This is a genomic window from Caballeronia sp. LZ008 (assembly GCF_031451435.1).
GTDB classification, from domain to species: Bacteria; Pseudomonadota; Gammaproteobacteria; order Burkholderiales; family Burkholderiaceae; genus Caballeronia; species Caballeronia zhejiangensis.
Genome location: NZ_JARUXK010000003.1, coordinates 50762 through 76199, shown reverse-complemented (window position 1 = coordinate 76199; position 25438 = coordinate 50762). Strand labels below are relative to the sequence as shown.

At 64.7% G+C, this 25438-nt stretch carries 24 protein-coding genes; 13 read left to right on the top strand and 11 right to left on the bottom strand.

Features of this window, described 5'->3' with window-relative positions; genetic code table 11:
* The first annotated feature begins 105 nt into the window (after positions 1–105).
* On the top strand, positions 106–2469 hold the full coding sequence (locus QCE49_RS19465; RefSeq protein WP_250458078.1) for a filamentous hemagglutinin N-terminal domain-containing protein: 2364 nt from the start codon (positions 106–108) through the stop codon (positions 2467–2469).
* Between the two features lie 20 nt (positions 2470–2489).
* Here QCE49_RS19465 and QCE49_RS19460 read toward each other — a convergent pair whose 3' ends face one another.
* Positions 2490–4274, bottom strand: coding sequence for a ShlB/FhaC/HecB family hemolysin secretion/activation protein (locus QCE49_RS19460; RefSeq protein WP_250458079.1), 1785 nt, complete (start codon positions 4272–4274; stop codon positions 2490–2492).
* A 281-nt stretch (positions 4275–4555) separates the two neighbouring features.
* On the opposite strand from QCE49_RS19460, the gene QCE49_RS19455 reads away from it, so the two are divergent.
* Positions 4556–6946, top strand: coding sequence for an ATP-binding protein (locus tag QCE49_RS19455; protein WP_250458080.1), 2391 nt, complete (start codon positions 4556–4558; stop codon positions 6944–6946).
* A gap of 62 nt (positions 6947–7008) precedes the next feature.
* On the opposite strand, the gene QCE49_RS19450 is transcribed toward QCE49_RS19455, so the two are convergent.
* On the bottom strand, positions 7009–8166 hold the full coding sequence (locus QCE49_RS19450) for a porin (protein WP_008347250.1): 1158 nt from the start codon (positions 8164–8166) through the stop codon (positions 7009–7011).
* Positions 8167–9005: 839 nt separating this feature from the next.
* Between QCE49_RS19450 and QCE49_RS19445 the strand changes: the two genes are divergently transcribed.
* Entirely contained in the window at positions 9006–9317 is a 312-nt protein-coding gene (locus QCE49_RS19445; RefSeq protein WP_075583514.1) for a hypothetical protein, read from the top strand.
* Between the two features lie 25 nt (positions 9318–9342).
* Here the strand turns inward: QCE49_RS19445 and QCE49_RS19440 are convergent, their stop codons facing one another.
* From QCE49_RS19440 to QCE49_RS19420, 5 genes are all read right to left on the bottom strand, one after another.
* Positions 9343–9603, bottom strand: a complete 261-nt coding sequence (locus QCE49_RS19440) for a hypothetical protein (protein WP_008347246.1) — start codon at positions 9601–9603, stop codon at positions 9343–9345.
* 68 nt (positions 9604–9671) lie between these two features.
* Entirely contained in the window at positions 9672–10061 is a 390-nt protein-coding gene (locus QCE49_RS19435) for a hypothetical protein (RefSeq protein ID WP_008347245.1), read from the bottom strand.
* Positions 10062–10194: 133 nt separating this feature from the next.
* Complete coding sequence (locus tag QCE49_RS19430; RefSeq protein ID WP_250458081.1) at positions 10195–11634, bottom strand: MFS transporter; 1440 nt, start codon at positions 11632–11634, stop codon at positions 10195–10197.
* Positions 11635–11692: 58 nt separating this feature from the next.
* On the bottom strand, positions 11693–12841 hold the full coding sequence (locus tag QCE49_RS19425; protein WP_250458082.1) for a CaiB/BaiF CoA-transferase family protein: 1149 nt from the start codon (positions 12839–12841) through the stop codon (positions 11693–11695).
* A 7-nt stretch (positions 12842–12848) separates the two neighbouring features.
* Entirely contained in the window at positions 12849–13790 is a 942-nt protein-coding gene (locus QCE49_RS19420; protein ID WP_250458083.1) for a hydroxymethylglutaryl-CoA lyase, read from the bottom strand.
* Positions 13791–13908: 118 nt separating this feature from the next.
* Between QCE49_RS19420 and QCE49_RS19415 the strand changes: the two genes are divergently transcribed.
* Positions 13909–14811, top strand: a complete 903-nt coding sequence (locus QCE49_RS19415) for a LysR family transcriptional regulator (protein WP_008347237.1) — start codon at positions 13909–13911, stop codon at positions 14809–14811.
* Here the strand turns inward: QCE49_RS19415 and QCE49_RS19410 are convergent.
* Both QCE49_RS19410 and QCE49_RS19405 read right to left on the bottom strand, forming a co-directional pair.
* On the bottom strand, positions 14808–15146 hold the full coding sequence (locus tag QCE49_RS19410; RefSeq protein WP_008347234.1) for a cupin domain-containing protein: 339 nt from the start codon (positions 15144–15146) through the stop codon (positions 14808–14810). The genes QCE49_RS19415 and QCE49_RS19410 overlap by 4 nt on opposite strands.
* Before the next feature lie 67 nt (positions 15147–15213).
* Entirely contained in the window at positions 15214–15489 is a 276-nt protein-coding gene (locus QCE49_RS19405; protein WP_008347233.1) for a hypothetical protein, read from the bottom strand.
* A gap of 138 nt (positions 15490–15627) precedes the next feature.
* Here QCE49_RS19405 and QCE49_RS19400 point away from each other — a divergent pair, with 138 nt between their 5' ends.
* Entirely contained in the window at positions 15628–16683 is a 1056-nt protein-coding gene (locus QCE49_RS19400; RefSeq protein WP_250458084.1) for a DMT family transporter, read from the top strand.
* Here the strand turns inward: QCE49_RS19400 and QCE49_RS19395 are convergent.
* On the bottom strand, positions 16680–18068 hold the full coding sequence (locus QCE49_RS19395) for an FAD-binding oxidoreductase (RefSeq protein WP_250436985.1): 1389 nt from the start codon (positions 18066–18068) through the stop codon (positions 16680–16682). The genes QCE49_RS19400 and QCE49_RS19395 overlap by 4 nt on opposite strands.
* A 97-nt stretch (positions 18069–18165) precedes the next feature.
* On the opposite strand from QCE49_RS19395, the gene QCE49_RS19390 reads away from it, so the two are divergent.
* Entirely contained in the window at positions 18166–18444 is a 279-nt protein-coding gene (locus QCE49_RS19390) for a hypothetical protein (RefSeq protein ID WP_008347227.1), read from the top strand.
* Between the two features lies 1 nt (position 18445).
* Here QCE49_RS19390 and QCE49_RS19385 read toward each other — a convergent pair whose 3' ends face one another.
* Positions 18446–19318, bottom strand: coding sequence for a LysR family transcriptional regulator (locus tag QCE49_RS19385; RefSeq protein WP_008347225.1), 873 nt, complete (start codon positions 19316–19318; stop codon positions 18446–18448).
* A 131-nt stretch (positions 19319–19449) separates the two neighbouring features.
* Here QCE49_RS19385 and QCE49_RS19380 point away from each other — a divergent pair, with 131 nt between their 5' ends.
* From QCE49_RS19380 to QCE49_RS19350, 7 genes are all read left to right on the top strand, one after another.
* A complete protein-coding gene (locus QCE49_RS19380; protein ID WP_250458085.1) occupies positions 19450–20703 on the top strand; it encodes an MFS transporter in 1254 nt (417 codons plus the stop codon).
* Positions 20704–20999: 296 nt separating this feature from the next.
* Positions 21000–21440: an SET domain-containing protein gene (locus QCE49_RS19375; RefSeq protein ID WP_008347218.1), complete on the top strand. Its 441-nt coding sequence runs from the start codon at positions 21000–21002 to the stop codon at positions 21438–21440.
* Positions 21441–21470: 30 nt separating this feature from the next.
* Entirely contained in the window at positions 21471–22043 is a 573-nt protein-coding gene (locus QCE49_RS19370; RefSeq protein ID WP_008347216.1) for a sigma-70 family RNA polymerase sigma factor, read from the top strand.
* The gene (locus QCE49_RS19365) at positions 22040–22765 is read left to right on the top strand and encodes an anti-sigma factor domain-containing protein (protein WP_250458086.1); all 726 of its coding nucleotides are present in this window, start codon (positions 22040–22042) and stop codon (positions 22763–22765) included. Before QCE49_RS19370 ends, QCE49_RS19365 begins: the two co-directional genes overlap by 4 nt.
* 110 nt (positions 22766–22875) lie before the next feature.
* Positions 22876–23655 (top strand): DUF1295 domain-containing protein, encoded by a 780-nt coding sequence (locus QCE49_RS19360; RefSeq protein ID WP_250458087.1) that lies wholly within the window; start codon positions 22876–22878, stop codon positions 23653–23655.
* A 19-nt stretch (positions 23656–23674) separates the two neighbouring features.
* Complete coding sequence (locus QCE49_RS19355; protein ID WP_250436980.1) at positions 23675–24796, top strand: cyclopropane-fatty-acyl-phospholipid synthase family protein; 1122 nt, start codon at positions 23675–23677, stop codon at positions 24794–24796.
* Positions 24793–25398 carry a lipocalin family protein gene (locus tag QCE49_RS19350; RefSeq protein ID WP_250458088.1) on the top strand — a complete coding sequence of 202 codons (606 nt, stop codon included), beginning with the start codon at positions 24793–24795 and terminating at the stop codon, positions 25396–25398. The genes QCE49_RS19355 and QCE49_RS19350 overlap by 4 nt, the downstream gene beginning before the upstream one ends.
* The last annotated feature ends 40 nt before the right edge of the window (positions 25399–25438 follow it).

Sequence of the window (25438 nt, the reverse complement as noted above, 5' to 3'; positions counted from 1 at the left end):
GATGTTCGCGCCTCCCGCCGATGTCCCCAATCGCCGGGCTGAAAAGCGGCTACACCGTCAGCGGCCAAAAACGATGACAACAATCGACACCGACTGGAGGTCGCCATGCAGCGCAGCATTCGTCCGCTTGTTTCTCAAACCGCGATTCGTCGTGCGCGCCTGCGCCCGCTCGCGATCCTCGTGCCGATCGTCGCGGGCCTGACTTGCGCGAGCATCGCCGATGCCGCGCCGCCGCTGCCCGCCGGCGGCCAGTTCGTCGCGGGCAGCGGCGCGATCAGCGGCGGCGGCACCGGTTCGACGCTCACCATCAATCAGACGACGACGCGCGGTGTCATCGACTGGAACAGCTTTTCCATCGGCAGCGGAAGGCAGGTCACGTTCAACAACGGCAGCGGCGCGACGCTCAATCGCGTGACCGGCGGCAATGCTTCGGTCATTCTCGGCCAGCTCAACGCGACGGGCAGCGTGTATCTCGTCAATCCGCAGGGCGTGCTGGTCGGGCCGGGCGGCGTCGTCGCGACGGGCGGGCGCTTCGTTGCGTCGGCGCTCGACATCGGCAACGATGCGTTCATGCAGGGCGGCCCGCTCACGCTTTCGGGCGGCGGCAACGGCATGGTCATCAATCTGGGCACGATCGGATCGAGCGGCGGCGACGTGTTCCTCGTGTCGCGCACGGCGGCGGTGAATGGCGGCAGCATCAACGCGCCGCAGGGCACGGTCGAAATCGCGAGCGGCAATCAGGTGCTTCTGCAGGATTCATCCGGTGGACAGCAGGTTTTCGTGCAGACTGGCAGCGGCGGCACGGCGATGAACGGCGGCGTGATTCGGGCGGCGCAGGCGAGTCTCCAAGCCGCCGATGGCAACGTGTACGCGCTCGCCGGCAACAGCAGCGCGATCCGCGCGACCGGCACCGCGACGCGCGATGGCCACGTCTGGCTCGTCGCCGATCAGGGCGCGGTCCACGCGAACGGCACGCTCGCCGCGACGAACGCAGACGGCAGCGGCGGCACGGTCGAAACGCGCGCGAATACGCTCGATGTCGCGGGCGCGAACGTGACGGCGCGTACATGGAAACTCGGCGCGCCGTCGTTCACCGTCGATCAGGCGAACGCGGATTCCCTCGCGCGCGGCCTTGCCAACGGCACATCGGTGGATGTCGAAGCGAGCACCGGCGATCTGAACGTCGGCGGCAACGTCCAGTGGAACGGCAACGCGTCGCTGACGCTCGGCGCGGCGCACAGCGTGGCCATCGGCGCGGGCGCGACCATCGGCAACACGGGCAACGGCAATCTCACGCTGCGCGCGGATTCGGGCGGCATCGACAACGGCGGCGGCGTGGCGAACAGCGGCACGATCGACTGGTCGAAGAGCGGCGGCATCGTCAGCGCGCTTTACGACATGAACGGCAGCTATGCGCCGGGCACGCTGCTCACGAACAGCGGATGGACCGCCGCGCCGTACAGCGGCGTGCGCACGCAGGCGACCGCGTACCGGCTCGTGAACAATCTCGCGGATCTCTCGAACGTGACGCAGGATCTCGCGGGCAACTACGCGCTCGGCAAGGATATCGACGCGAGCGCGACGTCGTATCCGAACTATTTCACGGCGATCGGCTCCAAGACGACGCCGTTCACCGGACAGTTCGACGGCTTCGGCCACACGATCGACAGGCTCGCGTCGACGCCCAATCTCAACGACGACCGTCAGGGCCTGTTCGGCGTGATCGGCGCGAACGGCGTCGTGCGCGATCTGAATCTCACGAACTCGAGCACGGGCGGCTACGCGTCGGGCGCGTACGGTTTGCTCGCGGGCCAGAACGACGGCCTCGTCACGTACGTCAACACGACGGGCGGCGTCGGACAGAACGGCTTCGGCGGCGCGGGCGCGGGCGGGCTCGTCGGCGTGAACAACGGGATCATCGAGCGCTCGTCGAGCACGGCGGATGTCGGCTATCAGATTCCTGCGGGCGGGCTCGTCGGCGTGAATAACGGCACCATCGTGCAGTCGTATGCGACCGGCACGACGTACGCCGGAAATCACGGCCAGACCGCCGGGCTCGTCGCGTACAACAACGGACTGATCACGCAGTCGTATGCGACGGGCGGCGTGGGCGGCTTCGGCGGCGGCGGGCTCGTGTTCGACAACGGCGCGACGGGTGTCATCAACGAGTCCTTCGCCGTGGGGCAAGTCGGCGGCGGCGGGCCTCCGGGCGACGCATACGGCGGTATCGCGGCGTACAACGAGGGCGCGATTCACAACAACGTCTACTGGAACAAGGAGACGACGATCCGCACGAGCGCGGCCGGTTCGAACTCGGGCACGACGCCGCCGGACGCGAACGGGCTCACGACCGCGCAGATGAGCAATGCGTCGAATTTCCTCGATTGGGGCATTCCGTCGGGCGGCGTCTGGGCGATGCCTACCGGCGCGACGCATCCCGTTTTGCAGTGGCAGCAGGCGCAGCCTTGAGGGGCGTGCCGAGCGGATCGTCAGCTTCCGATCACGAGGAATATCTCCCCCACCGGCGCCTTCGATCCGTTCGGCACGACCGCCTTCAACGGAAACCCATACGTTCCGCGAAAGCTGACGAACCTTCCGACCTGCACACGCACGCCCACACCGACGCTCGCCAGCGAAGCATTGTTCACTTCGCCGAATTCCGCGATGCGATTCCACACGTGACCCGCATCGAAGAACACGAACGGCTGCATCGCCGCCAATCCCGCGAGTCCCGCGAGTCCCGCGCTTCCCGCCGATATCGCCGGCGCACGCAATTCGGTTTGCAGGTTCCATCCGCGATCGCCCTGCGCGGAATACGGCTCGTAGCCGCGCACGGTGGCATCGCCGCCAAGTCCGAGTTCCTCGCTCGGCAATAGCGTGCTGCCCGTCCACTGCAACAATCCGCGCGCCGATATCGAGAATCCCGACTTGCCGAGCGGCATGTCACGCTGCGCCGACAACTGCATGTACTGATAGCGCGGCTTCGCGCCGAGACGAGCGGCATCGTAGGCTTCGTCGTTGCTGTTGCTGTCGAAGTAACCGGGACTCGCGAAGAGCGCTGCGTTCAGATGCGTATCGCCCGATGCATCGCTATTCGAAAGATCGTAGGCGATCACGAACTGATGGATATGCGTGTTCGCATTGAACACCTGAAAGCCGCCGAACTCGAGATCGTTGTTCGAGCGCTTGAAGTCGTAGCCGAGCTGCACTTGCTGTTGCCACGCGCCCGCGTTGTCGAGCGGCGGCAGACGCCAGTCGTAACGAAAACTGAGCTGCGCGCTGAGACCCGTTTGTCCGTAACTGTCGGGCAAACGCGGCGTGCTTTGCGCGAACACGCCGAACAACTCGATGCGATCGAGCCACGGCAACGGCGCAACGGCATTGAACGCGTGCGCGATGTAGCGCGGACGATCGGGCCGCCCTTCGATATCCGGATTGCCGCTCAACAGATCGTTACTCGCGGTCATCTGATAGCCGATGCGCGCATCGATGCCGAACAGATTGCCGTAATCGAATCCCGCGAGAATGCGATCGCGGCCGAGGTCGCGCACGCCGTCGTTGTTATAGCCGCCGTAAATGCGGAACGGAAAGCGGTCTTCGGTTTGCAGCACGACGTCGGTCGTATCGGGCGCGGTGCCGGGCGCATAAATCACGTCCACGCGCCGATACGGATTCGCGTTGAGCAACGCGAGTCCCGCGGCGACATCGGCTTCGCGGATCGGCTCGCCGCGCGCGAGCGGCATCTCGCGGGCGAGCAGCGCATCGGAGAAATGGCGGTTGCCCTTCGGCATCACGCGCCCCGCGCGAAACTCCGCGATGGCGATCTTCACGACGCCATTGCTCACGTCCTGCTCGGGCACGTACACATCGACGAGCGGCTGGCCCGCCGCGCGATAACGTTGCACGACGGCGCGCCGGATTTCCGCGAGACGCGCGAAGGTCAGCGGCTTGTGGAGATCGGCGGAGAAGCTGTCGAGAAAATCGGGCGTGAGAAAAGGCGCGCCCGCCGATGTTATCGCGCCGTTCGCGCCCGATTGCGTCGCATCTGATGTAGCATCCGCACGCACGAACGCGATGCCGCGCAGATCCTGAAGCGCGATTCTGTGCGAGTCGTCGCTCGGCTCGGGCGGCGACGGCGACGCGCGCGGACGCTGCTCGGCGGGCGGCGCAATCGGCGCGACATCGCGATACGACTGCGCGGCGGCGTCGCGTTCGGCAACGATGCAGGCGATCGCGGTCGATAGCACCGTCGCGGCGACGCGTGTGCGGTTCAAATCATGTCTCCTCGGCGCCGGCCGCGTAGGTTGGCCCCGCATGTTATCAGCGCACGGAGCGGAACGTTTCATGCGTCGGGCGCGCATGACCAGTCGCGAGAGAAAGATGCTCGCACCGTACCTGTTAGCGTCGCGAACGCGCGTAGAAATGACTCGACGTGAACGGCCGAGCCAGTAGAAAACACCGCAGCGACATTGGCCTTTCTTCCGACCGCGCAACGCATCTATGATTCGGAGATGATCGGCGCGATGAGCAGCCGAACCGCATTGTCAGGACGAGGATGGACAAAACCTCCAACGCAGAAATCACCGATTCCGCTTCGCTCGATGCATCGGTCTACGCGCAATGCGCGCGCGAGCCGATCCACATTCCCGGCGGCATTCAGCCTCACGGCGTGCTCTTCAGCGTCGACGCGCATTGCCACATCCTGCAGGCGAGCGCCAACGTCGCGCAGCTCGCGCACATCGCGCCCGAAGCGTGTCTCGGCCGCGCGCTCTCGACGGTGCTCGGCCAGCACGCGGCCGAACGTGCGAGCGCGGGACTGAAGCAACTCACGCGCGACGGCGCGGCGATCCACGTCGGCAACGTCGTGCTCGACGGATGGACGCCGGACGGTCCCGTCGCGATCGTCGTGCATCGGCATGACGGGCTGTTGTTCGTCGAAGTGGAGCCGGCGCGCGACACCGCCGACGTCTTCTCGACGATGTATCCGCTCGTGCGCTCCTTCGTGAGCGATGTCCAATCGATGCACACCGTCGAGCAGATTTGCCAGTTCGCCGCGAACGAGATCGCGCGCATCACGGGTTTCGGCCGCACGCTCGTCTATCAGTTCGACGAGGAAGGCAACGGCAACGTGCTCGCGGAAAGCGTCGAGCCGGGCTATCCGTCGTATCTGAAGCAGCACTTTCCGGCATCGGACATTCCCGCGCAGGCGCGCGAGCTGTATCGCAAGAATCGCATTCGGCTCATATCGAACGCGAACTACGAAGCCGCGCCGCTCGTGCCCGCGCTGCATCCGGCGACGGGCCGCCCGACCGACCTCACGTACGCGTCCTTGCGCAGCGTGTCGCCCGTGCATCTGCAATACATGCGCAACATGGGCACACTCGCGTCGATGTCCATGTCGATTCTCGTCGACGACAAGCTCTGGGGCCTCATTTCCTGTCATCACGCGACGCCGCGTCTGCCGCCGTTCGAAGTCCGCACTGCGTGCGAGCACGTCGCGCAGATCGTCTCGCTGCAGATCGAAGCGCGGGAGACGCAGGCCGAAGCGCATTACCGGCTCGAACTGCGCCGCATGCTTTCGAAGCTGCTGTCGTCGATGGCGAACACGGACAGCTTCGTCGAAGCGCTCGTCAGCGACGCCTCCGATCTGCTCGGCTTCACGCGCTCGTCGGGCGCGGCGGTGATTTTCGAAGGACGCACGTCGCTCATCGGCGTGACGCCGAGCGCGCACAGCGTCACGGCGCTCGTCGACTGGCTCGACAATCAGAGCGAGGACGCCGTGATGTCCGACCGCGCTTCGCAGGATTGCCCCGCGCTCGCGGATTCGCCCGAAGTCGCGGGCTTTCTCGCGGTGTCGATCTCGAAGATCTACCGCAATTACGTGATCTGGTTTCGCCGCGAAGTCGTGCAGACGATCGAATGGGCGGGCGATCCGCGCGCGAAGCTGACGGGCCTCGCCGCGTCGCTTTCGCCGCGCGTGAGCTTCGATACCTGGACCGATGTCGTGCGCGGCCGCTCGCTGCCGTGGCGACCCGCCGAGCGCGAGATCGCGCTGGAATTTCGCGCCGCCGTTCTCGGCATCGTGTTGCGGCGCGCGGAGGAAATTGCGCAGCTCGCGACGGAACTCGGGCGCGCGAATCACGAACTCGAAGGATTTTCATACACGGTGTCGCACGATCTGCGCGCGCCGCTGCGGCATATCGTGAGTTTCGCGGACCTGCTAAAGCAGATGGACGGCGAAAAGCTGTCGGAGCGCGGGCGCGGCTATCTGGAGCGCATCGTGACGTCGGCGCGTTTCGGCGGGCGTCTCGTCGACGATCTGCTGTCGTTCGCGCAACTCGGCCGCGCGGCGCTGCGTCCGCACACGGTCGACGTCCACGCGCTGGTGCATACGGTGATTCAGAACGATATCGACGAACAATCGTCCGCACGCGTGCATTGGAAGGTGGACGCGTTGCCGCGCGTCGAAGCGGATCACGTGTTTCTGCATGTCGCGTTCGCGAACGTGATGTCGAACGCGGTGAAGTTCAGCGCGCAACGCGAAGAGCCGACGATCGAGGTCGGCGCGCACGATGGCGTCGGCGAGCTGATCGGGCATGTCGTCTATTTCGTGCGCGACAACGGCATCGGTTTCGATATGCGTTATGTCGACAAGCTCTTCGGCGTGTTCCAGCGTCTGCACGTCAACGAGAAGTTCGACGGCACCGGCATCGGGCTCGCGAACGTGCGGCGCATCATCGAGCGGCATGGCGGCAAGGCATGGGCGGAAGGCGCGCCCGATGGCGGGGCGACCTTCTATATGGCCCTGCCGAAGCAGTTCCGCCCCGAAAGCGGCGTGCGGCGCGATACGGCCGCGACCGCGCTGGCGCGGCTCGCCGCGGGCACGGGCGGCGCGGGGCACGACATCGGCCAGCTCATCAAACGTTCGGAGCAGGACAAGAAGTAACGCGCAATGCAAAACGGCCGCGATCTTGTGGATCGCGGCCGTTCTTTTTCCTACGACTGCGCTTAGAAGCGGTGACGCAGGCCCACGGTCGCCGCGACCTGATTCTGCGTCGACGACGGCGACAGCGTGTTGATCATCGCGACGTTGGCGCCCGCATTGCCCAGCTCGCCCGACGCATGCTGGTACACGCCTTCGACGTACACATCGGTGCGCTTCGAGAGCGAGTAGTCAGCCTGCAGCGAAACGGTGTGCCACTTCGGATCGCCCGAGCCGTTCGCGCCCGTCACCTTGCCGTCCGTGTACGTATACGCGGCGTCGAGGCTCAATGCCGGCGTCACGAGATAGCGGCCGTTCAGCTCGAAGTTGTTCATGTGCAGGTTCGAGTTGCCCGGCAGCGCGAACGTCGTGCCGCCTTGCGATGCGGCGAGCAGGTTATCGTAGTGCGTGTTGGTCCACACGAAGCCGACCGTCGCCGGGCCGTACGTGTAGTTCACGCCCGCGCCGAACGTGCGCTGCAGTTCAGCCGTCAGATTCGCGTTGTTGCCCTGACCCGCCGACACCGCGCCGCCCGTGTTCGCGTTGTTGCGCGAGTTGTTCGTCTGCAAGTAGGCCGCGGCGAAGTTCAGCGGGCCGTTGCCGTACGACGCGCCGGCGCTCCATGCGCGGTTGTTCGCGAACTGGCCTGCGTCGTTCGAGAAGCCATACAGGCCGCCGAACTTGAAGCCCGCGTAATTCGCGCTCTGATACTTCACCGAATTGCGGATCGAGAACGAGTGATCGAGATTGTCGTTGTCGAACGGATGCGCCGTCAGGTTATTGCCATAGCCCGCGCCTGCTTCGGCGAGCGGCGACAGATAATCGACCATCGAATCATATTGACGGCCGAGCGTGATCGTACCGAATTGATCGTGCTGAAGGCCGACATATGCCTGACGGTTGAACATCGTGCTGTTTTCGGTATAGCGGCCGTTATTGAGGTTGAAGCCGCTCTCCAGCTTGAAGAGCGCGTGCAACCCGCCGCCGAGATCTTCACTGCCTTTCAGGCCGAAGTAAGTATCCGAAACCGCGCCGCTGCCTTGCTGCCAATTGTTATGGCCACCGGCGTTGTTCGTATAGACGAGACCGGCATCCAGCGTGCCGTACAACGTGACGCTGCTCTGAGCGTGGGCTGCTGCTGCGAAGGTGCCGAGAATGCCCGCGATGAGAAGGGTTTTTTTCATGGTTCTCTGTGTCCTGTTTAATGCGAAAGCTTCCGGGGACTGAAAGAGCCCGGGAAACTGGGACACACTGTATGCGACGGGCGCTTGAATGTGACCGCGTATCCGGCGCAATAATCATTTGCTGATTCTGCGAACCGGCGTGCAGATCCCTTCATAATCTTTTAAGGTCAAGTGCTTAGCGGCGATTCGGCGCTCAGATAATCCAAATGGCTGTTGCACATCGACGACGTTATTACTGCGCATTCTGGAGAAGTCCATTGCGTCGCATGCGGTTTATAGCGGCCGAGGCGTTTTGCTAAGCTTCCCGGGTCTGAAGATCTCCACGCAGATATCTCGAGGACACGGAGCGGTTTCGCGAGAGGGAGCCGCTCCGTTTTTATTCCCGACGCGGCGATTAATCCGAGCGCTTTAGACGGTCTCAGAACAGCGGCCGTCGAAATCACTCAGTTACCCGAAGTACCCGAACGATTTTCCCGATTCTTGATGCCGACCGTAAAGGTTACGCGCCCACCGCGAACGGAACGAATCGCATTTAGATGAATCGAATCAACGAGTAACGCGATATGTTTCTCTATATATCTCGACGTTTTGAAAATTTTGCGCGAGATAGACGGGCAAATCAGGCGACGAAATTACGTCCTGTGACGGCAAATTTCGGAAATTCGGGAACAAGTTCTTCACTAAATGTAACCGTCGCGCAAACGTTTGCTACCGCACAGAACGGGACCGGGCGTTCTGCTCGTTTCATTTCGAAACAATCTGAAGGAGCTTGAATCGCCTCTGCGGAACGCTGCTTGCTTTAATAGAGGCCTCTGTAAAATCTAGCCGGATATAGCCACATGAAAAGAAGCGCCAATGCCACGACCGTCCCAGCATTTCGACAGCGGCGGCCCGCTCAGCTCGCTGAACGCGAGCTTCTCCATCTGGAAATGATTCTCTCGAGTGTCGTCGAAGGGAACTCGGCTTCCGATCGCCTTCCCGCCAGCTATTGGGATATGCGGATTTCGCAACTGGACGCGGAGTACGACCTCGTCCCGTCGCAAAGTCAGCGTGTAGCATCGCTTCAACGCAAACTCGCGTTACTCGACAACGCGCTCGCCACCGCTGCCGACGCGCAGGAAGGGCAACAGAACCGGCGCGTCGCTGCCTGATCCGGGTTCGTCGCGCGGCGCTAATTTATAGTGCCGCCCGCACCCATTCGTCGACCAGCGTGCGCGCCTGCGTGTGCGCGCTCATCAGCGCGTCCTCGGCGGATGCGAAATTCGAATAGCGTGTGTTCTCGATCAGGAGTGGCGAGAACGCAGTGACCGGCCTTCCGGAACGGCTGATCGTCACGATCGCCAGATAGCGCAATTCGCCCGGCGGCGGCACGAGCCGGCTGCTCGTTTCGATCGCGACTTCGAGCACGAAGCCCTTGTGGTTGTACGACCGTATCATCCGGACACCCCGTACGCGCCGTGGATATGACGTGCTTCCAGCATGAGATATACCCGTTCGAAGCGCTGCTACTTCGCGCGTCGAAGCGCCGTGCGCGCAATGTCAGCGGCGAGATCGGCGCGCAGTTCGGCCCATTTGCCGAGCAGCGTGGCGTCGTCGGTGAAGAAGTAAGGCGCGTGCGTCCAATGGGCGACCTTTCCGCCCGCGACGGCCAACTCGAAGATACGCATGTCCTGGTCATCGCTGACGCCTGCGCTCACGAGTTCGCGAAACGATCGAATATCGTGCAGCGAGACGTTCTGTATGCCGACGCCGTGCACTACCGCCATCACCGTCTTGCCGATGCGCCAAGCGGCCTCGCGGCTATCGGCGAGCACGAAAGCGACGCTTTCCAGAGGCGTCTCGAACTTCAGCCGATACAGCCGCGCCCTGCATTGTTCACTGAGTTGCGTGTTCATTTGACTCAAGCCCGCGTCGCTCGCCTGGAGCGACGCGCAGCAGGAATTGATCCCGCTTCAGCATAGGATGCCGCGACCCCGAACGTATGTCCGATTGCACTGCGTTTCGAACGCACGCGCGCGCGTCACCTGATCACCGGTTCAGCTCCTCGAGCCGCAGCCCGTTGGTCTTCGGACCGAACAGGCCGATTGCCAGCGCCACGAGCAGCATGCAAACCGTAATGCCGATGAACACGCCCGGCACGCCGAAATCCTTCAGCAGCGACGCGATGATGAAGCCCGACATCATCGCACCCGCGCGGCTCGCCGAGTAGACGATTCCGCTCGCCCGGCAGCGCACGGCCGTGGGAAAAAGCTCGGTCTGATACGCGTGATAGCAGACCGAGATCGTCTGGCCGGCGAGCGAGATCAGCACGCCGAGCGCGATGAGCGCAACGGGCGATTTCATCTGCCCGAACGCGAGACCGCTCGCGATCACGACGAGCGCACCGCCGACGATCAGATACTTCCGCTGCACGCGGTCGGCGTAGAACATCGCGAAGAGCGGTCCGAGCGGCAGCGCGAACGCGATGATGAACGAATACAGCAGGCTCTTCGTCACGGTGATGCCCTGCCCGATCAAGAGCGTCGGCACCCAGTTCGCGAAGCCGTAATACCCGATCGCCTGACAGAAGTTGAAGACGATGAGCATCACGAGACGCGAGCGATACGGCGCGACGAACAGCTCGCCGAGCGACGCCCGCCGATGCGCCGGCTGCTCGACGACAGGCGCGGGCGGCGGCAATGCGGCGCCCGATTCGCGCTCGACCACGCGCTCGATGTCGCCGACGACGCGTTCGCTCTCCTCGAGCCGGCCATGCATCGCGAGCCAGCGCGGGCTTTCCGGCACCGCGCGCCGGATGAACCACACGATCACCGCGCCGACCGAACCGGCGAGCACGACGACGCGCCATCCATCGAGACCGAACACGGTTTCCGGCACGAGCCAGTATGAAAGCAGCGCGGCGACGGGCGCCGCCGCGAACATCACCATCTGATTGAAGGCCATCGCGCGGCCGCGCATGTGCTGCGGCACGAGTTCCGTCACGTAACTGTCGATCGTAATGATTTCGATGCCCACCCCGATGCCCGTCACGAAGCGCCAGAAGATCACGCCTTCGGGGCTCGTCTGGAACGCCATGATCGCGGAGCCGATCGAGTACCACAGCAGCGAGAACGTGAACACGCTGCGCCGCCCGTAGCGGTCCGGCAGCCAGCCGAAGAAGAACGTGCCGATGAACAAGCCCGCGAACGTCGCCGCGATGAATCCCGCAATGCCGGTGAAGCCGAAGAACGCATGCGTCGTCGTCTGCAAAAGTCCGCTCTTCGCCATGCCCGGCGCGATATAGCCGGTGAAGATCAGATCGTAGATTTCGAAAAAGCCGCCGAGCGAGATGAGCAACACGAGCATCCAGAGATGCCGCGTGATCGGCAGTCGATCCATGCGCGCGGAGATTTGCGCGCCGGGCGTCGTGGCGACGCGAACGTCGGGCGTTGCGAGCGGCTCGGCGACCGCGCTGAAAGTGGGCTGCATTGTCCTGTCTCCTGTGTTGGCGACGGCGCGTGTTTTTATATGCGCCTGTCGCAATGCCTCATGCCGTGACGCGTTTCGTCAGTTGCCCGAGCACTTCGTCCGTGTGCTCGCCGACGCGCGCGAGCGGCTGCCGCACGCCGGGGCGGCGTCCGCCCATCGTGAGCGGGAGCAAAACCACGTCGGTCGTGCCGCCGTCGTCGGTCTGCATCGGCACGAGTCCGCCGCTCGCTTTCAGATGCGGATCGTCGAGCAACTGTTCGGGGCGCATGATCGGCGCGTAGGGAATGCCGGCCGCTTCGAGCTTCGGCGCGAGCTCGTGGGCGCGGTGATCCGCGAGAATCTCGCCGAGCCGCGCGAGCAATTGCGGCCGCACCGCGACGCGCATCGCATTGGTCGCGAGCTCGGGCGCTTGCGCGAGATCGGGACGTTCGAGCACATCGCAAAGCGTAACGAATTGCTTGTCGCTCACCGCGCCGATGAACAACTGCTCGCCTTCGGCCAGCGTGAATACGTCGTACACGCTCCATGCCGATACGCGCGACGGCATCGGCGGCGGCGCTTCGCGCGTCATCGCGTATTGCTGCATGTGTTGCGCGGAGAGAAACACGCAGTTCTCGAAGAGCGCGCTCTGCACTTCCTGGCCGCGTCCGGTGAGATCGCGTTCGCGCAGCGCGGCGAGCACGCCGATCGCGCCGAACATGCCGCCCATGATGTCGTTCACCGACGTTCCCGCGCGCAGCGGCCTGCCCGCCGGACCGGTCATGTAGGCGAGGCCGCCCATCATCTGCACGACTTCATCGAGCGCGAGACGCTTCTCGTACGGCCCCGGCAAAAAGCCCTTGTGCGACACGTAGATCAGTTTCGGATGCGCCTTCGACAAGGTTTCGTAGTCGAGACCGAGCTTCGTCATGAGGCCGGGGCGGAAATTTTCGAGCAGCACATCGCATGCGCCGATCAGTTCGAGCGCGCTGTCACGCCCTTCTTCCGTGTTGATGTCGATGACGACGCTCTTCTTGTTCCGATTGAACGAGCGAAAGAAGCCGATGCCGAGACCCGGCAGATTGCGCGTCTTGTCGCCGCCGGGCGGCTCGATCTTGATGACTTCCGCGCCGAGATCCGCGAGGATCATGCCGCAGGTCGGGCCCATCACCATATGCGTGAACTCGATCACGCGCACGCCTTCGAGCGGCAGGGTTGAATGACTCATGACGTCCTCAGGCTTCGATTGCAGTTTTCGATTCGTGATTGACCGGCAAGCCCGCGAGCGCGAGCGCGCCGTGCAGCGTTTCGCCGTCGAGCCAGCGCGAGAGTTTCGCGCGCAAGTCCAGCAACGCTGAAATATCGATGCCGGTCTCGATGCCCATATCGGCGAGCATGAACGCGAGGTCTTCGCTCGACGCGTTGCCGCTCGCGCCCGGCGCATGCGGACAGCCGCCGATGCCCGCGAGCGTCGCATCGAAACGCGCGACGCCGGTTTCGAGCGCGGCGTAGACATTGGCGAGCGCGAGGCCGCGCGTGTCGTGAAAGTGGCCGCACCAGAAGCGCTCGCCGGCGATGTCGCGCGCCTTCTCGAAGAGCTCGCGCACCGCACGCGGACCGGCGTATCCAACCGTATCGGCGATGCTCACGCGGTCCGCGCCCGCATCGAGCAGCGCCTGCATGTAGCGCAGCACATCGGCGTGATCGACGCGGCCCTGAATCGTGCAGCCGAACGCCGTGCCGATGCCGCCCTCGATCAGCGTCTTCGCGCCCGACGCATCGCGCGCCGCACGCATGCGCGCGACTTCATCGACGACTTCCTCGGGCGTCTTGCGCAGATTGGCGAGACTGTGCGCGCGGCTCGCGGAAAGCGGCACGAGCATCAGATCGGCGTGCGCTTCGATGGCGCGCTCCGCGCCTTTCAGATTCGGGACGAGCACCGAAACCAGCAGGCCCGGCAGCGTCGTTGCGTAGGCGACGAGTTCGGCGGTATCGGCGAGTTGCGGCAGAAGGCGCGCGGGCACGAACGAACCGACTTCGATTTCGCGCTGACCGGCGGCGTAGGCATCGCCGATCCATTCGATCTTGCGTTCGGTCGGCACGATCGTGCGAATGCTCTGCAGGCCGTCGCGCAGGCCGACTTCGCGGATTACGGCGTTCTGCGGGAACGCGGGCATGGCTTTGTCTCCGGTCTTATGTGTATGGTCTCGACTTTAGAGATTCCGCAAATGGCCTAAAAGCGGTAATTTGGAAGGCTCGTGCTTCCCGTTCGGAACGTCAGAGGAATCCGGTCACATGCGCGATATCGATTTGAAAACGCTGCGTCTCTTCGTGACGGTCTGCGAGCACCAGAACATCGCGCGCGCGGCGCACGAGGCGCATATCGAACCATCCGCGATCAGCAAGCGCATCGCGCAACTGGAAACATCGCTCGGCGTGCCGTTGTTGTCGCGCTCGCGGCGCGGCGTCGAACCGACGCCCGCGGGCATCGCGCTGCTCGAACACGCGCGCAGCGTGCTGTTCACGATGGAACGCATCGCCAACGACGTCGCCGCGTTCGGCGGCGGTCTCATGGGGCGCGTGAGCATTTGCGCGTCGGCATCGGCGATTGCGGAAGCGTTGCTCGACGATATCGCGTCGTTCATGCGCGAGCCGTCCAACAAGAACATCAAGGTCGATGTCGAAGAACGGCTATCGAACGATCTCGTGCGGCAGTTGCGCGAAGGCGTGGCGTCGGTGGGCGTGTGCTGGGACAGCGTCGATCTGCACGGGCTGCAACATCGCGCTTATCGGCACGACCGGCTCGCGCTCGCGGTGCCGGCGGATCATCCGTTCGCGAAGCGGCGTTCGGTGAGCTTCGAGGAATCGCTGGAATTCGAGCACGTCGGTCTGCCGCCCGCGACCGCCGTGCATACGATGCTCCAGCGCGCGGCGGCGCAAGCGGGCAAGTCGATGTCGTATCGCGTGATCGTGTCGAGTTTCGATGCGGCGTTTCGCGTCGTCGCGGCGGGGCTCGGCATCAGCGTCGTGCCGATGGAAGTCGCCGGAACGTATCGGCAGGCGCTCGGCATCGAAGCCGTGCCGCTCTCCGATGCGTTCGCGAAGCGCCGCTTCGTCGTATGTTTTCGCGACTTCGACGCCTTGCAGCCGGCCGCGAGGCGGCTCGTCGAGCATCTCGAAACGCGTGCGGCGCGTTAGGCGGGCGCGTCGCAGAACACGGTTTGCGTGTCCTTTTTCTCGATCGTCAGATTCACCGAACGCGCGCCGCCCGGGCGCGTGCAATGCGGCTTGCCCGCGGGCACGGTCAGCAATTGCCCGGCGCGCAATTCGACGGCGCCTTCCTCGAACTCGATGACGAGCGTGCCTTCGACCGCCACGAAAGTCTCGTCGGAGTTCGGATGAAAGTGCCATCGATACGGCGCGTCCATCACGCTGATATGGACGTCGTGATCGTTGACGTTCGCGATGACGCGATTCATGTAGCCATCGCGCGCGGCATCGGCGATGGCTGCGTAGTCGATTGTGCTGTTCATCGTTTCAGGCTAACGCCGCGCGCGAATCGGCACAAACGAATCGTTTTGACTTTCATGTGAGCGCGATTCACACGCCTGCCGCGTTCGCGTGCCCCATGATCGCCGAGATATTGCCGATGGCCGGTTGCGCGTACCGCACCGGCGGCGCATCGGGCGGCAGCGGCGCGGGGCCGGAATCCGTCGCGTGCGCATAGACCGGCAGCGGCGGCGCACTCTGCGCGCTCGATGCGACCGGGAACAGCGGCCCGCCCACAATGCCCACGCCGATGAACGGATGCGCCTGCGCCACCGTCACGAGGCCAAGGAGTTTCACGCCCACCATCACATGTCGGATCGTCTTCATTTCTCGTCTCCCGCGCTGCGTTGTTCGTCGATGGAGGCATTCTGCGCGGCGAAAATGAGCAAAGAATGAGAGCGCGGCGGGCGTCAGACCATGTGAACTACACTTTCGAGACGTCACGATGCGTTCCACGGTCCCTTCATGCAAAGCCGATTCACCGCGATTCTCGTCGCCCTCACCGCGGCCGCGCTCTTCGGCGCGACCACGCCCATCGCGAAAGCGCTGCTCGGCCCGATGCCGCCGTTCATGGTCGCGGGCCTGTTCTATCTCGGCAGCGGCGTCGGCCTCGGCGCGATTCTGCTCGCGCGCGGAATCTGGCGCGAAAAAACCGAAGGCATGCGCGCTCGGGAAATCGCATGGCTGTGCGGCGCGATCGCGTTCGGCGGCGTCGCCGGGCCGGCCTTGCTGATGCTGGGCCTGACCAGCACGCCCGCCGCGACGAGCTCGCTCTTGCTCAATCTCGAAGGCGTGCTGACGGCGGCGATCGCGTGGATCGTCTTTCGGGAAAACGTCGATGTATCCGTGTTTGTCGGCATGGCCGCGATCGTCGCGGGCGGCGTCGTGCTCGCGTGGGAACCGGGCGCCGCCCATGCGACGACCGGCGCGATCCTGATCGCCCTGGCGTGCCTGTGCTGGGCCATCGACAACAATCTGACGCGCAAGATCTCGACCGCCGACGCAATGGTCATCGCCTGCGCGAAAGGGCTCGTCGCGGGCGCGACGAATCTCGGCATCGCATTCGCGATGGGCGCGCACTTGCCCGCGCCGCCTATCGTCATCGCCGCGATGGCGACGGGCTTCGGCGGCTACGGCGTGAGCCTCGTGCTGTTCGTGATCGCGTTACGGCATCTCGGAACGGCGCGCACCGGCGCGTACTTCTCGGTCGCGCCGGTGTTCGGCGTCGCGCTCTCCCTCGCGATCTGGCCGCAAACGCCGGGCATGCCGTTCTGGATCGCCGCCGCGCTGATGACGCTCGGCGTGTGGCTGCACGTACGCGAACGGCACGAGCACGAGCACACGCACGAGCGCCTGGAACATACGCATCGGCATGTGCATGACGAGCATCATCGGCATACGCACGACTTTCCGTATTCCGGCGACGAACCGCACACGCATCCGCACGCGCATCTGCCGATCACGCACTCGCACGCGCACTTCCCCGACATTCACCACCGGCATTCGCACAAGCGCGGCTAGAACACCTTGCCGGGATTGAGCAGGCCGTGCGGATCGAGCGATGCCTTGATCGCGCGCATCGCCGCGATATCGGCTGCGCGGCGCGCGAGATGAAGGTATTCGCGCTTCTTCACGCCGATGCCGTGCTCCGCCGAAATCGATCCTTCGAACTCGCGCGTGACGTCGTAAATGACGGCATCGACATCGTCGTGATCCTGCTTTCCCCGGCCGGGAATATCCACGACGATGTGAATGTTGCCGTCGCCGAGATGGCCGTAGGTCATCACGATGGCGCCCGGCCAGCGCGCGCGCAGACGCGCTTCGCATTGCGCGGCCGCATCGCCGACTTGCGCGATCGAAAAGCTCACGTCGTACGCCGCGTAGTTCGGGATGAAGCGATCGTATTCGCCGGGCGCATCGCGGATCGCCCAGAAATCGCGCGCGTGCGCTTCGTTCGATGCAATGGCCGCGTCCGTCACGATGCCCGCTTCGAGCATGCCGCCGAGAAATTCCTCGAACGCCTCGCCGTGCCGCGCGGGATCGGTGCCGACGCTTTCCAGCAGCACGTAGAACGGATGCGCATCGGCGAGCGGCGCGCGCAGGTTTTTCAGATTCGCGATGACCGTATCGTGATAGCCGGCCCACATCACTTCGAACGCGGACACGCCCGGCGCGAGGCTCGCCTGCGCGCGCGTGAGCAGCGTCGTCACCGCGGCGAAATCGGGCAGGCCGCACCATGCGGTCGCGGTCGCCGTGGGCTTTGGACGCAAGCGCAGCACGACCCGCGTGATGACGGCGAGCGTGCCTTCGCTGCCGATCAGAAGATGGCGCAAGTCGTAACCGCTGTTGTTCTTGATCATCTTGTTGAGCCCGCCGACGATCTCGCCGCTCGCGAGCACCGCTTCGACGCCGAGCACCTGATCGCGCATCATCCCGTACTTGATGACGCGGTTGCCGCCCGCGTTCGTCGCGAGATTGCCGCCGATGGAACAACTGCCGCGCGCGCCGAGATCGAGCGGAAAGTAGAAGCCCGCCGCGCTCGCCGCTTCCTGCACGACTTGCAGCGGCGTGCCGGCTTCGACGGTCATCGTCCCCGAGATTGCGTCGATCTCGACGATGCGGTTCATGCGGTCGAGACTCAGGCTCACTTCGCCGCCGAGCAGATTCGCGCCGCCGACGAGTCCGGTCAATCCGCCTTGCGTGACGACCGGCTGCTTGTGCGCCGAGCAGATGGCGAGCGCCTGCGCGACTTCATTCGTATCGCGCGGACGGATGATCGCGAGCGGCGTCGCGCCGGGCATGCCGCTCCAGTCGGCGACGCGCCGGTCGCCGAATTCGTCGGGCAGCGCCACGACCTGTGCGCCGAGCGCTTCACGCAATGCCATCACTGCTTCGCTTACTGCCATGCGTCGTCTCCTTCGTTGTTTCGGTTCGGTATCGGATGCGATAGTTTGAAGCAAAACGCGCGAGAATTATTGGCAACGATTCGGGAGAAACGCGACGATGGAACGGGCAGACTACGAAAGCGCGCTGGCACAACTGGTCGGCGCGGCGCAACTGGTTGCGTCGGGCGCGGATAAAGATCGGCGCGCGCAGGCGTTCGAGATGCTGGCGTTTTATCGGCTGCGTCAGGGACGAATCGGGGAAGCGGGCGCGCTCGTCACGTCGAACGACGAGCTTTTCAAGGACACGGCGATCGCCGCGCTCACGATGGCGGGCCGCAAGGAATTTCTCGCCGCCGCCGCGTTGCTCGAACAGGCGCGCGGACTGTTGACGAACTGAACTACGCAAGCGCGAGGAAATTGCGCACCACCGCCGATGGATCGTCGCGCCGCGACGCCAGCGCGAGCCGCGCGCGCAAGCCTCGCGCGACGATCGGACGGTAGACGACGCCCGCGACGCGCACCTGCGTGATCGCCTTCGGCACGATCGATATGCCGAGCCCCGCCGCCACGAGCGTCACCGCCGACGCCATCTGCGGCGCGGGTTGCGCGAGACGCGGCTCGAAACCCGCCGCGGCGCATGCGGCAACGATGTCGTCGAACAGCGTGCCGCCCGCCGCGCGCGGCACTTGCACGAAGGGTTCGTCGATCAGTTCCGCCAACTCGATGCGCCGGCGCGAAGCCAGCCGATGACCGACAGGCAAGGCGACGAACATCGGCTCGTCGTCCCAGTCATGCTGCTGCACGACGTCCGCGACGCGACGCTCCGGACGAACGATGGCGACATCGAGCTGCCCCGCTTCGATCTCGTCCAGCAGCACGCCGGAAGCGGCTTCGTGCAGCGTCAGTTCCGCATCGGGATACGCTTCGCGAAATTTGCGGATCAGCGCCGACACGCGCTCGTTGAACGCCGCCGTGCCCGTGAACCCGACGCGCAAATGTCCGGTTTCACCCCGCGCCGCGCGTTGGGCCGCTCGCGCTGCGCGTTGCGCGTCGTCGAGCACGCGGCGCGCTTCGTCGGCGAACACGCGTCCGGCCAGCGTCAGTTCCGCGCCGCGCGCGGTGCGCTTGAACAACACGACATCGAGTTCCTGCTCCAGCGCTTTCACTTGCTGGGAAAGAGGCGGCTGGCCGATGCCGAGCATCTCGGCGGCCTTCGTGAAATTCGCGGTTTCGGCCACGGCCAGGAAATAACGCAGATGCCGAAGCTCCATTTTCTTTTTCCTTTTGCATGAACACGATCGAGCCAGTGCTAAAAGATATCGGGGGGCATACTTTCATATATTGGACATATGAGCGCGCATTGGCAAGAATGAATCCGGTTACTTCTCAACCGGCGACGCCCATGTCCTCCCCTTCGATTTCACCGTCGGCGACCCACGAACGCACCGCCGCGACGCGCCCGCTTCCCAGCGGCATTTCTCCTGCTTCGGCCGCGTATCGGCGCATCGCGCTCGCGCTCTTTCTCGCGGGCTTCTCGACGTTTTCGCTGCTCTATTGCGTCCAGCCGCTGCTTCCGGCGTTCGCGCGCGAGTTTCATATCGGCGCGGCGGCGAGTTCGCTGTCGCTGTCGGTTTCGACCGGATTTCTCGCGGTGTCCATTCTGTGCGCGGGCGCGTTGTCCGAGCGCGTCGGGCGGCGCGGGCTGATGTTCACATCGATGACATCGGCGGCCGTGTTCAATCTGCTGGCAGCGAGCGCATCGAACTGGGACGCGATGCTCGTATGGCGCGCGCTCGAAGGCTTCGCGCTTGGCGGCGTGCCCGCCGTCGCCATGGCGTATCTCGCCGAAGAAATCGCAGCCGAAGGGCTCGGCTTCGCGATGGGCCTTTACGTCGGCGGCACGGCTTTCGGCGGCATGATCGGGCGGATCGGCACGAGCGCGCTCGAGGAATATTTCTCGTGGCGCACGGCGATGTGGACGATCAGCGTCATCGATCTGATCGCGGCCATCGCATTCGTGATGCTGCTGCCGCCGTCACGGCGTTTCGTCAAACGCACCGATCTCACGCTTCGGCATCATTTTCAGCTGTGGAAAGCGCAATTGCTTCACGGACTTCTGCCGCTCGTGTTCGCCATCGGCTTTCTCGCGATGGGCGCGTTCGTGACCGTGTACAACTACGCGGGATTCCGTCTTGTCGCGCCGCCGTTCAACCTGAGCGCGACCGCATGCGGCCTGATCTTCGGCGCGTATCTGTTCGGGATGGTGTCGTCGTCGACGGCGGGCGCGCTTGCCGACAGGTTCGGACGAGCGCCGGTTCTCGTCAGCGGTGTCGTGCTGTTCGCTCTGGGTCTCGCGCTGACGCTTTCGGGCGCGCTCGTGACGATCATCGTCGGCATCGTGCTCGTGACGATCGGCTTCTTCGTCACGCATTCGGTCGCGAGCGGATGGGTCGGGCAACTCGCCGGCAGTGCCAAGGGTCACGCGGCATCGCTCTATCTGCTCGCTTACTACGTCGGGTCGAGCGTGCTCGGATCGATCGGCGGATCTTTCTGGCAGCACGGCGGATGGCTGGCCGTCGTGGGCTATGTCGGCGTGTTGCTCGCGGTTTGTCTCGTGGTGGTGAGCCGCATCGTTCAGAAGCGCGACATCCGGTAGCGCTAGAACAACTCCGTTTCGAGCGGGAGCAGGTTGATCCATTTCACGGCGGTGCGCCGCTCCACGCCGTCGTCATGAATCGACCGTATCATCACGCGCTGGCCGCGCGCCTCCCCGAGAACTTCGACGATCCGGTTGCGATATCGCGCAAGCGAGCCGCGTAATGGCTTGCGCTTCCTGCTCTTGCGGGGAGAAACTGCGGGCATGGACGTGACAACGATTTATGACGGCCACATCATAACGATGGTCACGCCTGCACTCAAATATTCAACCTCCTCACTGCGGCCCGCCACACCATGCGTCGAATCACTGTCCGGACATCGCCCGTTCATGGCCGGGGCGTTTTCGCTCTCGCCGACCTTCCCACGGGCGCGCTGTTGCTCGAATACAAGGGTCTGCGCCTGTCGTGGAAGGAGGCGCAGCGCATGCACGCGAAATCGAACGCGGAAGAGGGTCATACCTTCCTCTTCGGTCTCGATGACGGCACGGTCATCGACGGCGCGCGCGGCGGCAATTCCGCGCGCTGGCTCAATCATAGTTGCGCGCCGAACTGCGAAGCGGAGCAGGACGGCGAGCGCGTGTTCATCCGCGCGATCCGGCCGATCGGCAAAGGCCAGGAGTTGTTCATCGATTATTGCCTGACCGTCGATGGCCGGCGCACCGCGGCGCTCAAGCGGCTCTATGCGTGCCGGTGTCTCGCGTCGGGTTGCCGTGGAACGATGCTTTCGCACAAGTAGGGATTGCGCCGCGAGACACCTGACCTGCACATGACGGACACCTACTCCGGCGATATCGAACGCCTGCCCCGCGAGCGCATCGACGAGATGCTCACGAACGTCGCGAAGGGCGACGAACAGGCGTTCGCCGAGTTGTATCGCGCGACATCGGCGCGAGTGTTCGGCGTGATCGTGCGCATGATCCGCGATCGCGGCGAAGCCGAAGACCTGCTGCAGGAAGTGTTCGCCACGGCCTGGCGTCGCGCGGATACCTTCGATCCGGCACGCGGCAGCGCGATGACATGGCTCGTCGCGCTCGGGCGCAATCGCACGATCGACCGCATGCGTCAGCATCGCGAAGAACTGCTTGGCGAAGGCGATGCGCCCGACATCGCCGACGAAGCGCCCACGCCCGCGGCCGCGGCGGAATCGAGCGAGGAACGGCGGCGGCTCGAATCGTGTCTCGACCGGCTGGAGCCGCAGCAGAAGAGCGCGATCCGCGAGGCGTTCTTCACCGGCGCGACGTACAACGAACTGGCGCAGAGGCTCGCCGTGCCGCTCGGCACGATGAAAAGCTGGATTCGCCGCAGCCTGATGCAGCTCAAGACCTGCCTCGAACAATGAACACGCCCGCTCGCGACGACGACGATCTGCGCTGCGCCGAATATGCGCTCGGCGTGCTCGACGCGCACGAACGCGCAGCGCTCGAAGCGGACGTGTCGCGCGATCCCGCGTTGCGGCACACGCTCGATGACTGGCAGCGACGTCTTGCCCCGCTCGCCGACGATGTCCGCGCGATCGCGCCGCCGCGGCGCGTGTGGACGCGCATCCGCCGCGATCTGGGATTCATCGCGCCGCAGCCGAAACGCGAACGCTGGCGCGACAGCCTGAACGTGTGGCGCTGGCTGACGATCGGCGCGAGCGTCGCCGCGCTCGTCCTGCTCGGCGTGACCTTCACCTTGCTGCGGCAAGCCCCGCAAACGCCGACGACGGCAGCCGTCTCCGGCGAGTACATGGTCGCGTCGATCGCGCGCAAGGACGGCGTCGTGCACTGGACCGCGACCGTCGATGTGCGGCGCGCGCGCATGGTCGTCGTGCCCGCGTCGCACGTCACGATCCCCGCGAATCGCGCGACGGAACTGTGGCTGATTCCGCCGAACGCGAAGCCGATTGCCCTCGGCGTCTTCCCGCCCGATCGTCCCGCGACGATGACGCTGCCGCCCGAGATCGTCGCGCAACTCAGCGCGCAGGCCGTGCTCGCCGTATCCGACGAACCTCCCGGCGGCTCGCCGACGGGCGCCCCGACCGGACCCGTGCTCGCAACCGGCCAGATGCGTTCGACCTGACGATCGATCGCATCGCGACTCTCGCATAGCGAACGTCCATCTTTCGTTCGCTGCATCCAATCGCACTCGGCATCCGTATGACTCGGTGAACGCCTGTTCGCGGAGCCGCCATGCCTTTCATCGTCACCGTGCTCGTCGTCGTCAGCGGATTCGTGCTGGTCTTTTTCGCCGCGTGGCTCTGGCAGTTGCGCACGAAAAACGCGGGCATGGTCGATCCGCTCTGGGCCGCTTCGCTCGGCGCGGCCGCGCTCGTCATCGCCGCGTGCGGGACCGGCGCGACGGTCAATCGCGTATGCGTCGCGGCGGGCGGCGGGCTCTGGAGCGCGCGGCTCGCGCGGCATCTGTGGCGGCGCAATCGCGGCAAGCCGGAAGACACGCGCTATCGCGCGTTTCGCGAACGCTGGGGCGAACACGCCGCGCGCAACATGCTCGGCTTCTTCCAGTTGCAGGCGTTCATTTCGATGCTGCTTGCCATCGCGTTCTTCGTGCCCGCCTATGCGCGCGAGGCGGCGAGTCCGCTGTGCATCGCGGGATTCGCCGCCGTGTGGATCGTCGCGGTCGCGGGCGAAGCGGCGGCCGATCGTCAACTCAAGCGCTTCGCCGCCGATCCCGCGCATCGCGGAAAAGTGTGCCGCGATGGCTGGTGGCGCTATTCGCGCCATCCGAATTACTTCTTCGAATGCGTGCATTGGCTCGCGTACGCGGTGCTCTCGATCGGCATGCCGCGGGGCTGGGCGACGCTCGCGCCGCCCGTGCTGATGGCGTGGCTGCTGCTGAAGGTATCGGGCATTCCGATTCTCGAAGCGCATCTCGCCGATACGCGCGACGGCTATCGCGACTACATGCGAACGACGAGCGCGCTGATTCCGTGGCCGCGTAAACGCGCATGAACAAAGCAAGGACACGCCGATGAACATCACCGCCCGCGATACCTCATCCGCGCCCGCCGCACCCGCCGACATGCCCGCGCTCGACGAAAGCCGCATCATTCGCGCGTGCGAGCGCGGCCTCGTGCCTGATGCGCTCGTGCGCGCCGGCATGCGCCTGCTGATCCGTCAGCGTCTCATCGACGAATATGCGAACGACAACGCGCAACGCACGCAGGCGTTCGAGCGCTTTCTGAACGAACTGCGCGCGAGCCCGATCGCGATCGATACGCACGCCGCCAACGCGCAGCATTACGAGCTGCCCGATGCGTTCTTCGAAGCGCACCTCGGCCCGCGCCTGAAGTACTCGTGCGGTCTGTACCCGCGCGGCGACGAAACGCTCGCGCAAGCCGAACTCGCGATGCTCGAACGCTATGCCGAGCGCGCGCAACTCGCCGATGGTCAACGCATCCTCGATCTCGGCTGCGGCTGGGGCTCGCTCGCGCTGTGGATGGCGGAGCGTTATCCGCGCGCACAAATCGTCGCGCTGTCTAATTCGGGCGGGCAACGCGCGTTCATCGAAGCGCGGGCGCGGCAGCGCGGCCTTCGCAACTTGCGCGTCGTGACGGGCGATGTCGTCGATTTCGATTTCGCGCACGACGAGACGCCGTTCGATCGCATTCTGTCGATCGAAATGTTCGAGCACATGAAGCATTACGGCCTGTTGCTCGCGAAGATCGCGCGCTGGCTCGCCGATGACGGACGACTTTTTGTCCACCACTTCGCGCACGCGACGCTTGCGTATCACTTCACATCGCGCGACGGCGGCGACTGGATGTCGCGCTATTTCTTCACCGGCGGCACGATGCCATCCGCGTCCTTGCTGCTGCACTTTCAGGACGATTTGCGCGTCACGCGTCAGTGGTGGATGAACGGCACGCACTACGCGCGCACGGCGAATCAATGGCTCGCGAATCTCGATGCCGCTCGCGATCGCGTCATGCCGATGCTGCGCGACGTCTACGGCGATGCGGCCGCCATCTGGTTTCAGCGCTGGCGCATGTTCTACATGGCGGTGGCCGAGTTGTTCGGCTACGCGCGCGGCCGCGAATGGGGCGTCGCGCACTATCTGTTCGAGAAGCGTCCGATAAAGGTGATGCCATGACAAACACGAAGCGGGCGCTCGTCGTGGCGCTGGTGGCGGCCGGCGTCGTCGTGGCGGTGGCGAGCTGTTCGAGTCCGCCGAATCCGAATCCGCGAGCGAACCGACCGCTCGAAACCGTTGCCGTGGACGTGCCGCGCTACATGGGGCGCTGGTATGTCATCGCGAATATTCCGTACTTCGCGGAACGCGATTTCGTCGGCACGCATGTCGAATGGTCGCTGCGCGCGGACGGAAAAATCGACGACGTCTTTTTCGGCCGCAAGAACGGCTTCGGGCAAGAGGAAACGACGCATCGTTTCGTCGATACCGTGAAGCCCGGCAGCAACGGCGGCGAATGGAGCGTGCAACTCTTCTGGCCGATACGCGTGACGCAACTCACGCTCTACGTCGATCCGGATTATCGCTACACGATCCTCGGCTATCCGAACAGAAAGCTCGGCTGGATCTTCTCGCGCGAGCCGGCGATGAGCGACGACATCTATCGCTCGATGCTCGCGCGCCTCGACGCGATGGGCTACGACACCGCGCGTTTTAGCCGCGTGCCGCAATCGCCGGAGCAGATCGGTCAGCCGGGATTTCAAAGTCCCGGTCAGCGCGACTGAAGCAGCGCGGCGCGCGTGCATCCGCGCGCGCGTCTTTCTC

Bases quoted from the DNA above. Each gene is read 5' to 3' on its own strand.
- QCE49_RS19465 (WP_250458078.1), top strand. From the start codon at position 106: ATGCAGCGCAGCATTCGTCCGCTTGTTTCTCAAACCGCGATTCGTCGT.
- QCE49_RS19455 (WP_250458080.1), top strand. From the start codon at position 4,556: ATGGACAAAACCTCCAACGCAGAAATCACCGATTCCGCTTCGCTCGAT.
- QCE49_RS19450 (WP_008347250.1), bottom strand. From the start codon at position 8,166: ATGAAAAAAACCCTTCTCATCGCGGGCATTCTCGGCACCTTCGCAGCA.
- QCE49_RS19445 (WP_075583514.1), top strand. From the start codon at position 9,006: ATGAAAAGAAGCGCCAATGCCACGACCGTCCCAGCATTTCGACAGCGG.
- QCE49_RS19440 (WP_008347246.1), bottom strand. From the start codon at position 9,603: ATGATACGGTCGTACAACCACAAGGGCTTCGTGCTCGAAGTCGCGATC.
- QCE49_RS19435 (WP_008347245.1), bottom strand. From the start codon at position 10,061: ATGAACACGCAACTCAGTGAACAATGCAGGGCGCGGCTGTATCGGCTG.
- QCE49_RS19430 (WP_250458081.1), bottom strand. From the start codon at position 11,634: ATGCAGCCCACTTTCAGCGCGGTCGCCGAGCCGCTCGCAACGCCCGAC.
- QCE49_RS19425 (WP_250458082.1), bottom strand. From the start codon at position 12,841: ATGAGTCATTCAACCCTGCCGCTCGAAGGCGTGCGCGTGATCGAGTTC.
- QCE49_RS19420 (WP_250458083.1), bottom strand. From the start codon at position 13,790: ATGCCCGCGTTCCCGCAGAACGCCGTAATCCGCGAAGTCGGCCTGCGC.
- QCE49_RS19415 (WP_008347237.1), top strand. From the start codon at position 13,909: ATGCGCGATATCGATTTGAAAACGCTGCGTCTCTTCGTGACGGTCTGC.
- QCE49_RS19410 (WP_008347234.1), bottom strand. From the start codon at position 15,146: ATGAACAGCACAATCGACTACGCAGCCATCGCCGATGCCGCGCGCGAT.
- QCE49_RS19405 (WP_008347233.1), bottom strand. From the start codon at position 15,489: ATGAAGACGATCCGACATGTGATGGTGGGCGTGAAACTCCTTGGCCTC.
- QCE49_RS19400 (WP_250458084.1), top strand. From the start codon at position 15,628: ATGCAAAGCCGATTCACCGCGATTCTCGTCGCCCTCACCGCGGCCGCG.
- QCE49_RS19395 (WP_250436985.1), bottom strand. From the start codon at position 18,068: ATGGCAGTAAGCGAAGCAGTGATGGCATTGCGTGAAGCGCTCGGCGCA.
- QCE49_RS19390 (WP_008347227.1), top strand. From the start codon at position 18,166: ATGGAACGGGCAGACTACGAAAGCGCGCTGGCACAACTGGTCGGCGCG.
- QCE49_RS19385 (WP_008347225.1), bottom strand. From the start codon at position 19,318: ATGGAGCTTCGGCATCTGCGTTATTTCCTGGCCGTGGCCGAAACCGCG.
- QCE49_RS19380 (WP_250458085.1), top strand. From the start codon at position 19,450: ATGTCCTCCCCTTCGATTTCACCGTCGGCGACCCACGAACGCACCGCC.
- QCE49_RS19375 (WP_008347218.1), top strand. From the start codon at position 21,000: ATGCGTCGAATCACTGTCCGGACATCGCCCGTTCATGGCCGGGGCGTT.
- QCE49_RS19370 (WP_008347216.1), top strand. From the start codon at position 21,471: ATGACGGACACCTACTCCGGCGATATCGAACGCCTGCCCCGCGAGCGC.
- QCE49_RS19365 (WP_250458086.1), top strand. From the start codon at position 22,040: ATGAACACGCCCGCTCGCGACGACGACGATCTGCGCTGCGCCGAATAT.
- QCE49_RS19360 (WP_250458087.1), top strand. From the start codon at position 22,876: ATGCCTTTCATCGTCACCGTGCTCGTCGTCGTCAGCGGATTCGTGCTG.
- QCE49_RS19355 (WP_250436980.1), top strand. From the start codon at position 23,675: ATGAACATCACCGCCCGCGATACCTCATCCGCGCCCGCCGCACCCGCC.
- QCE49_RS19350 (WP_250458088.1), top strand. From the start codon at position 24,793: ATGACAAACACGAAGCGGGCGCTCGTCGTGGCGCTGGTGGCGGCCGGC.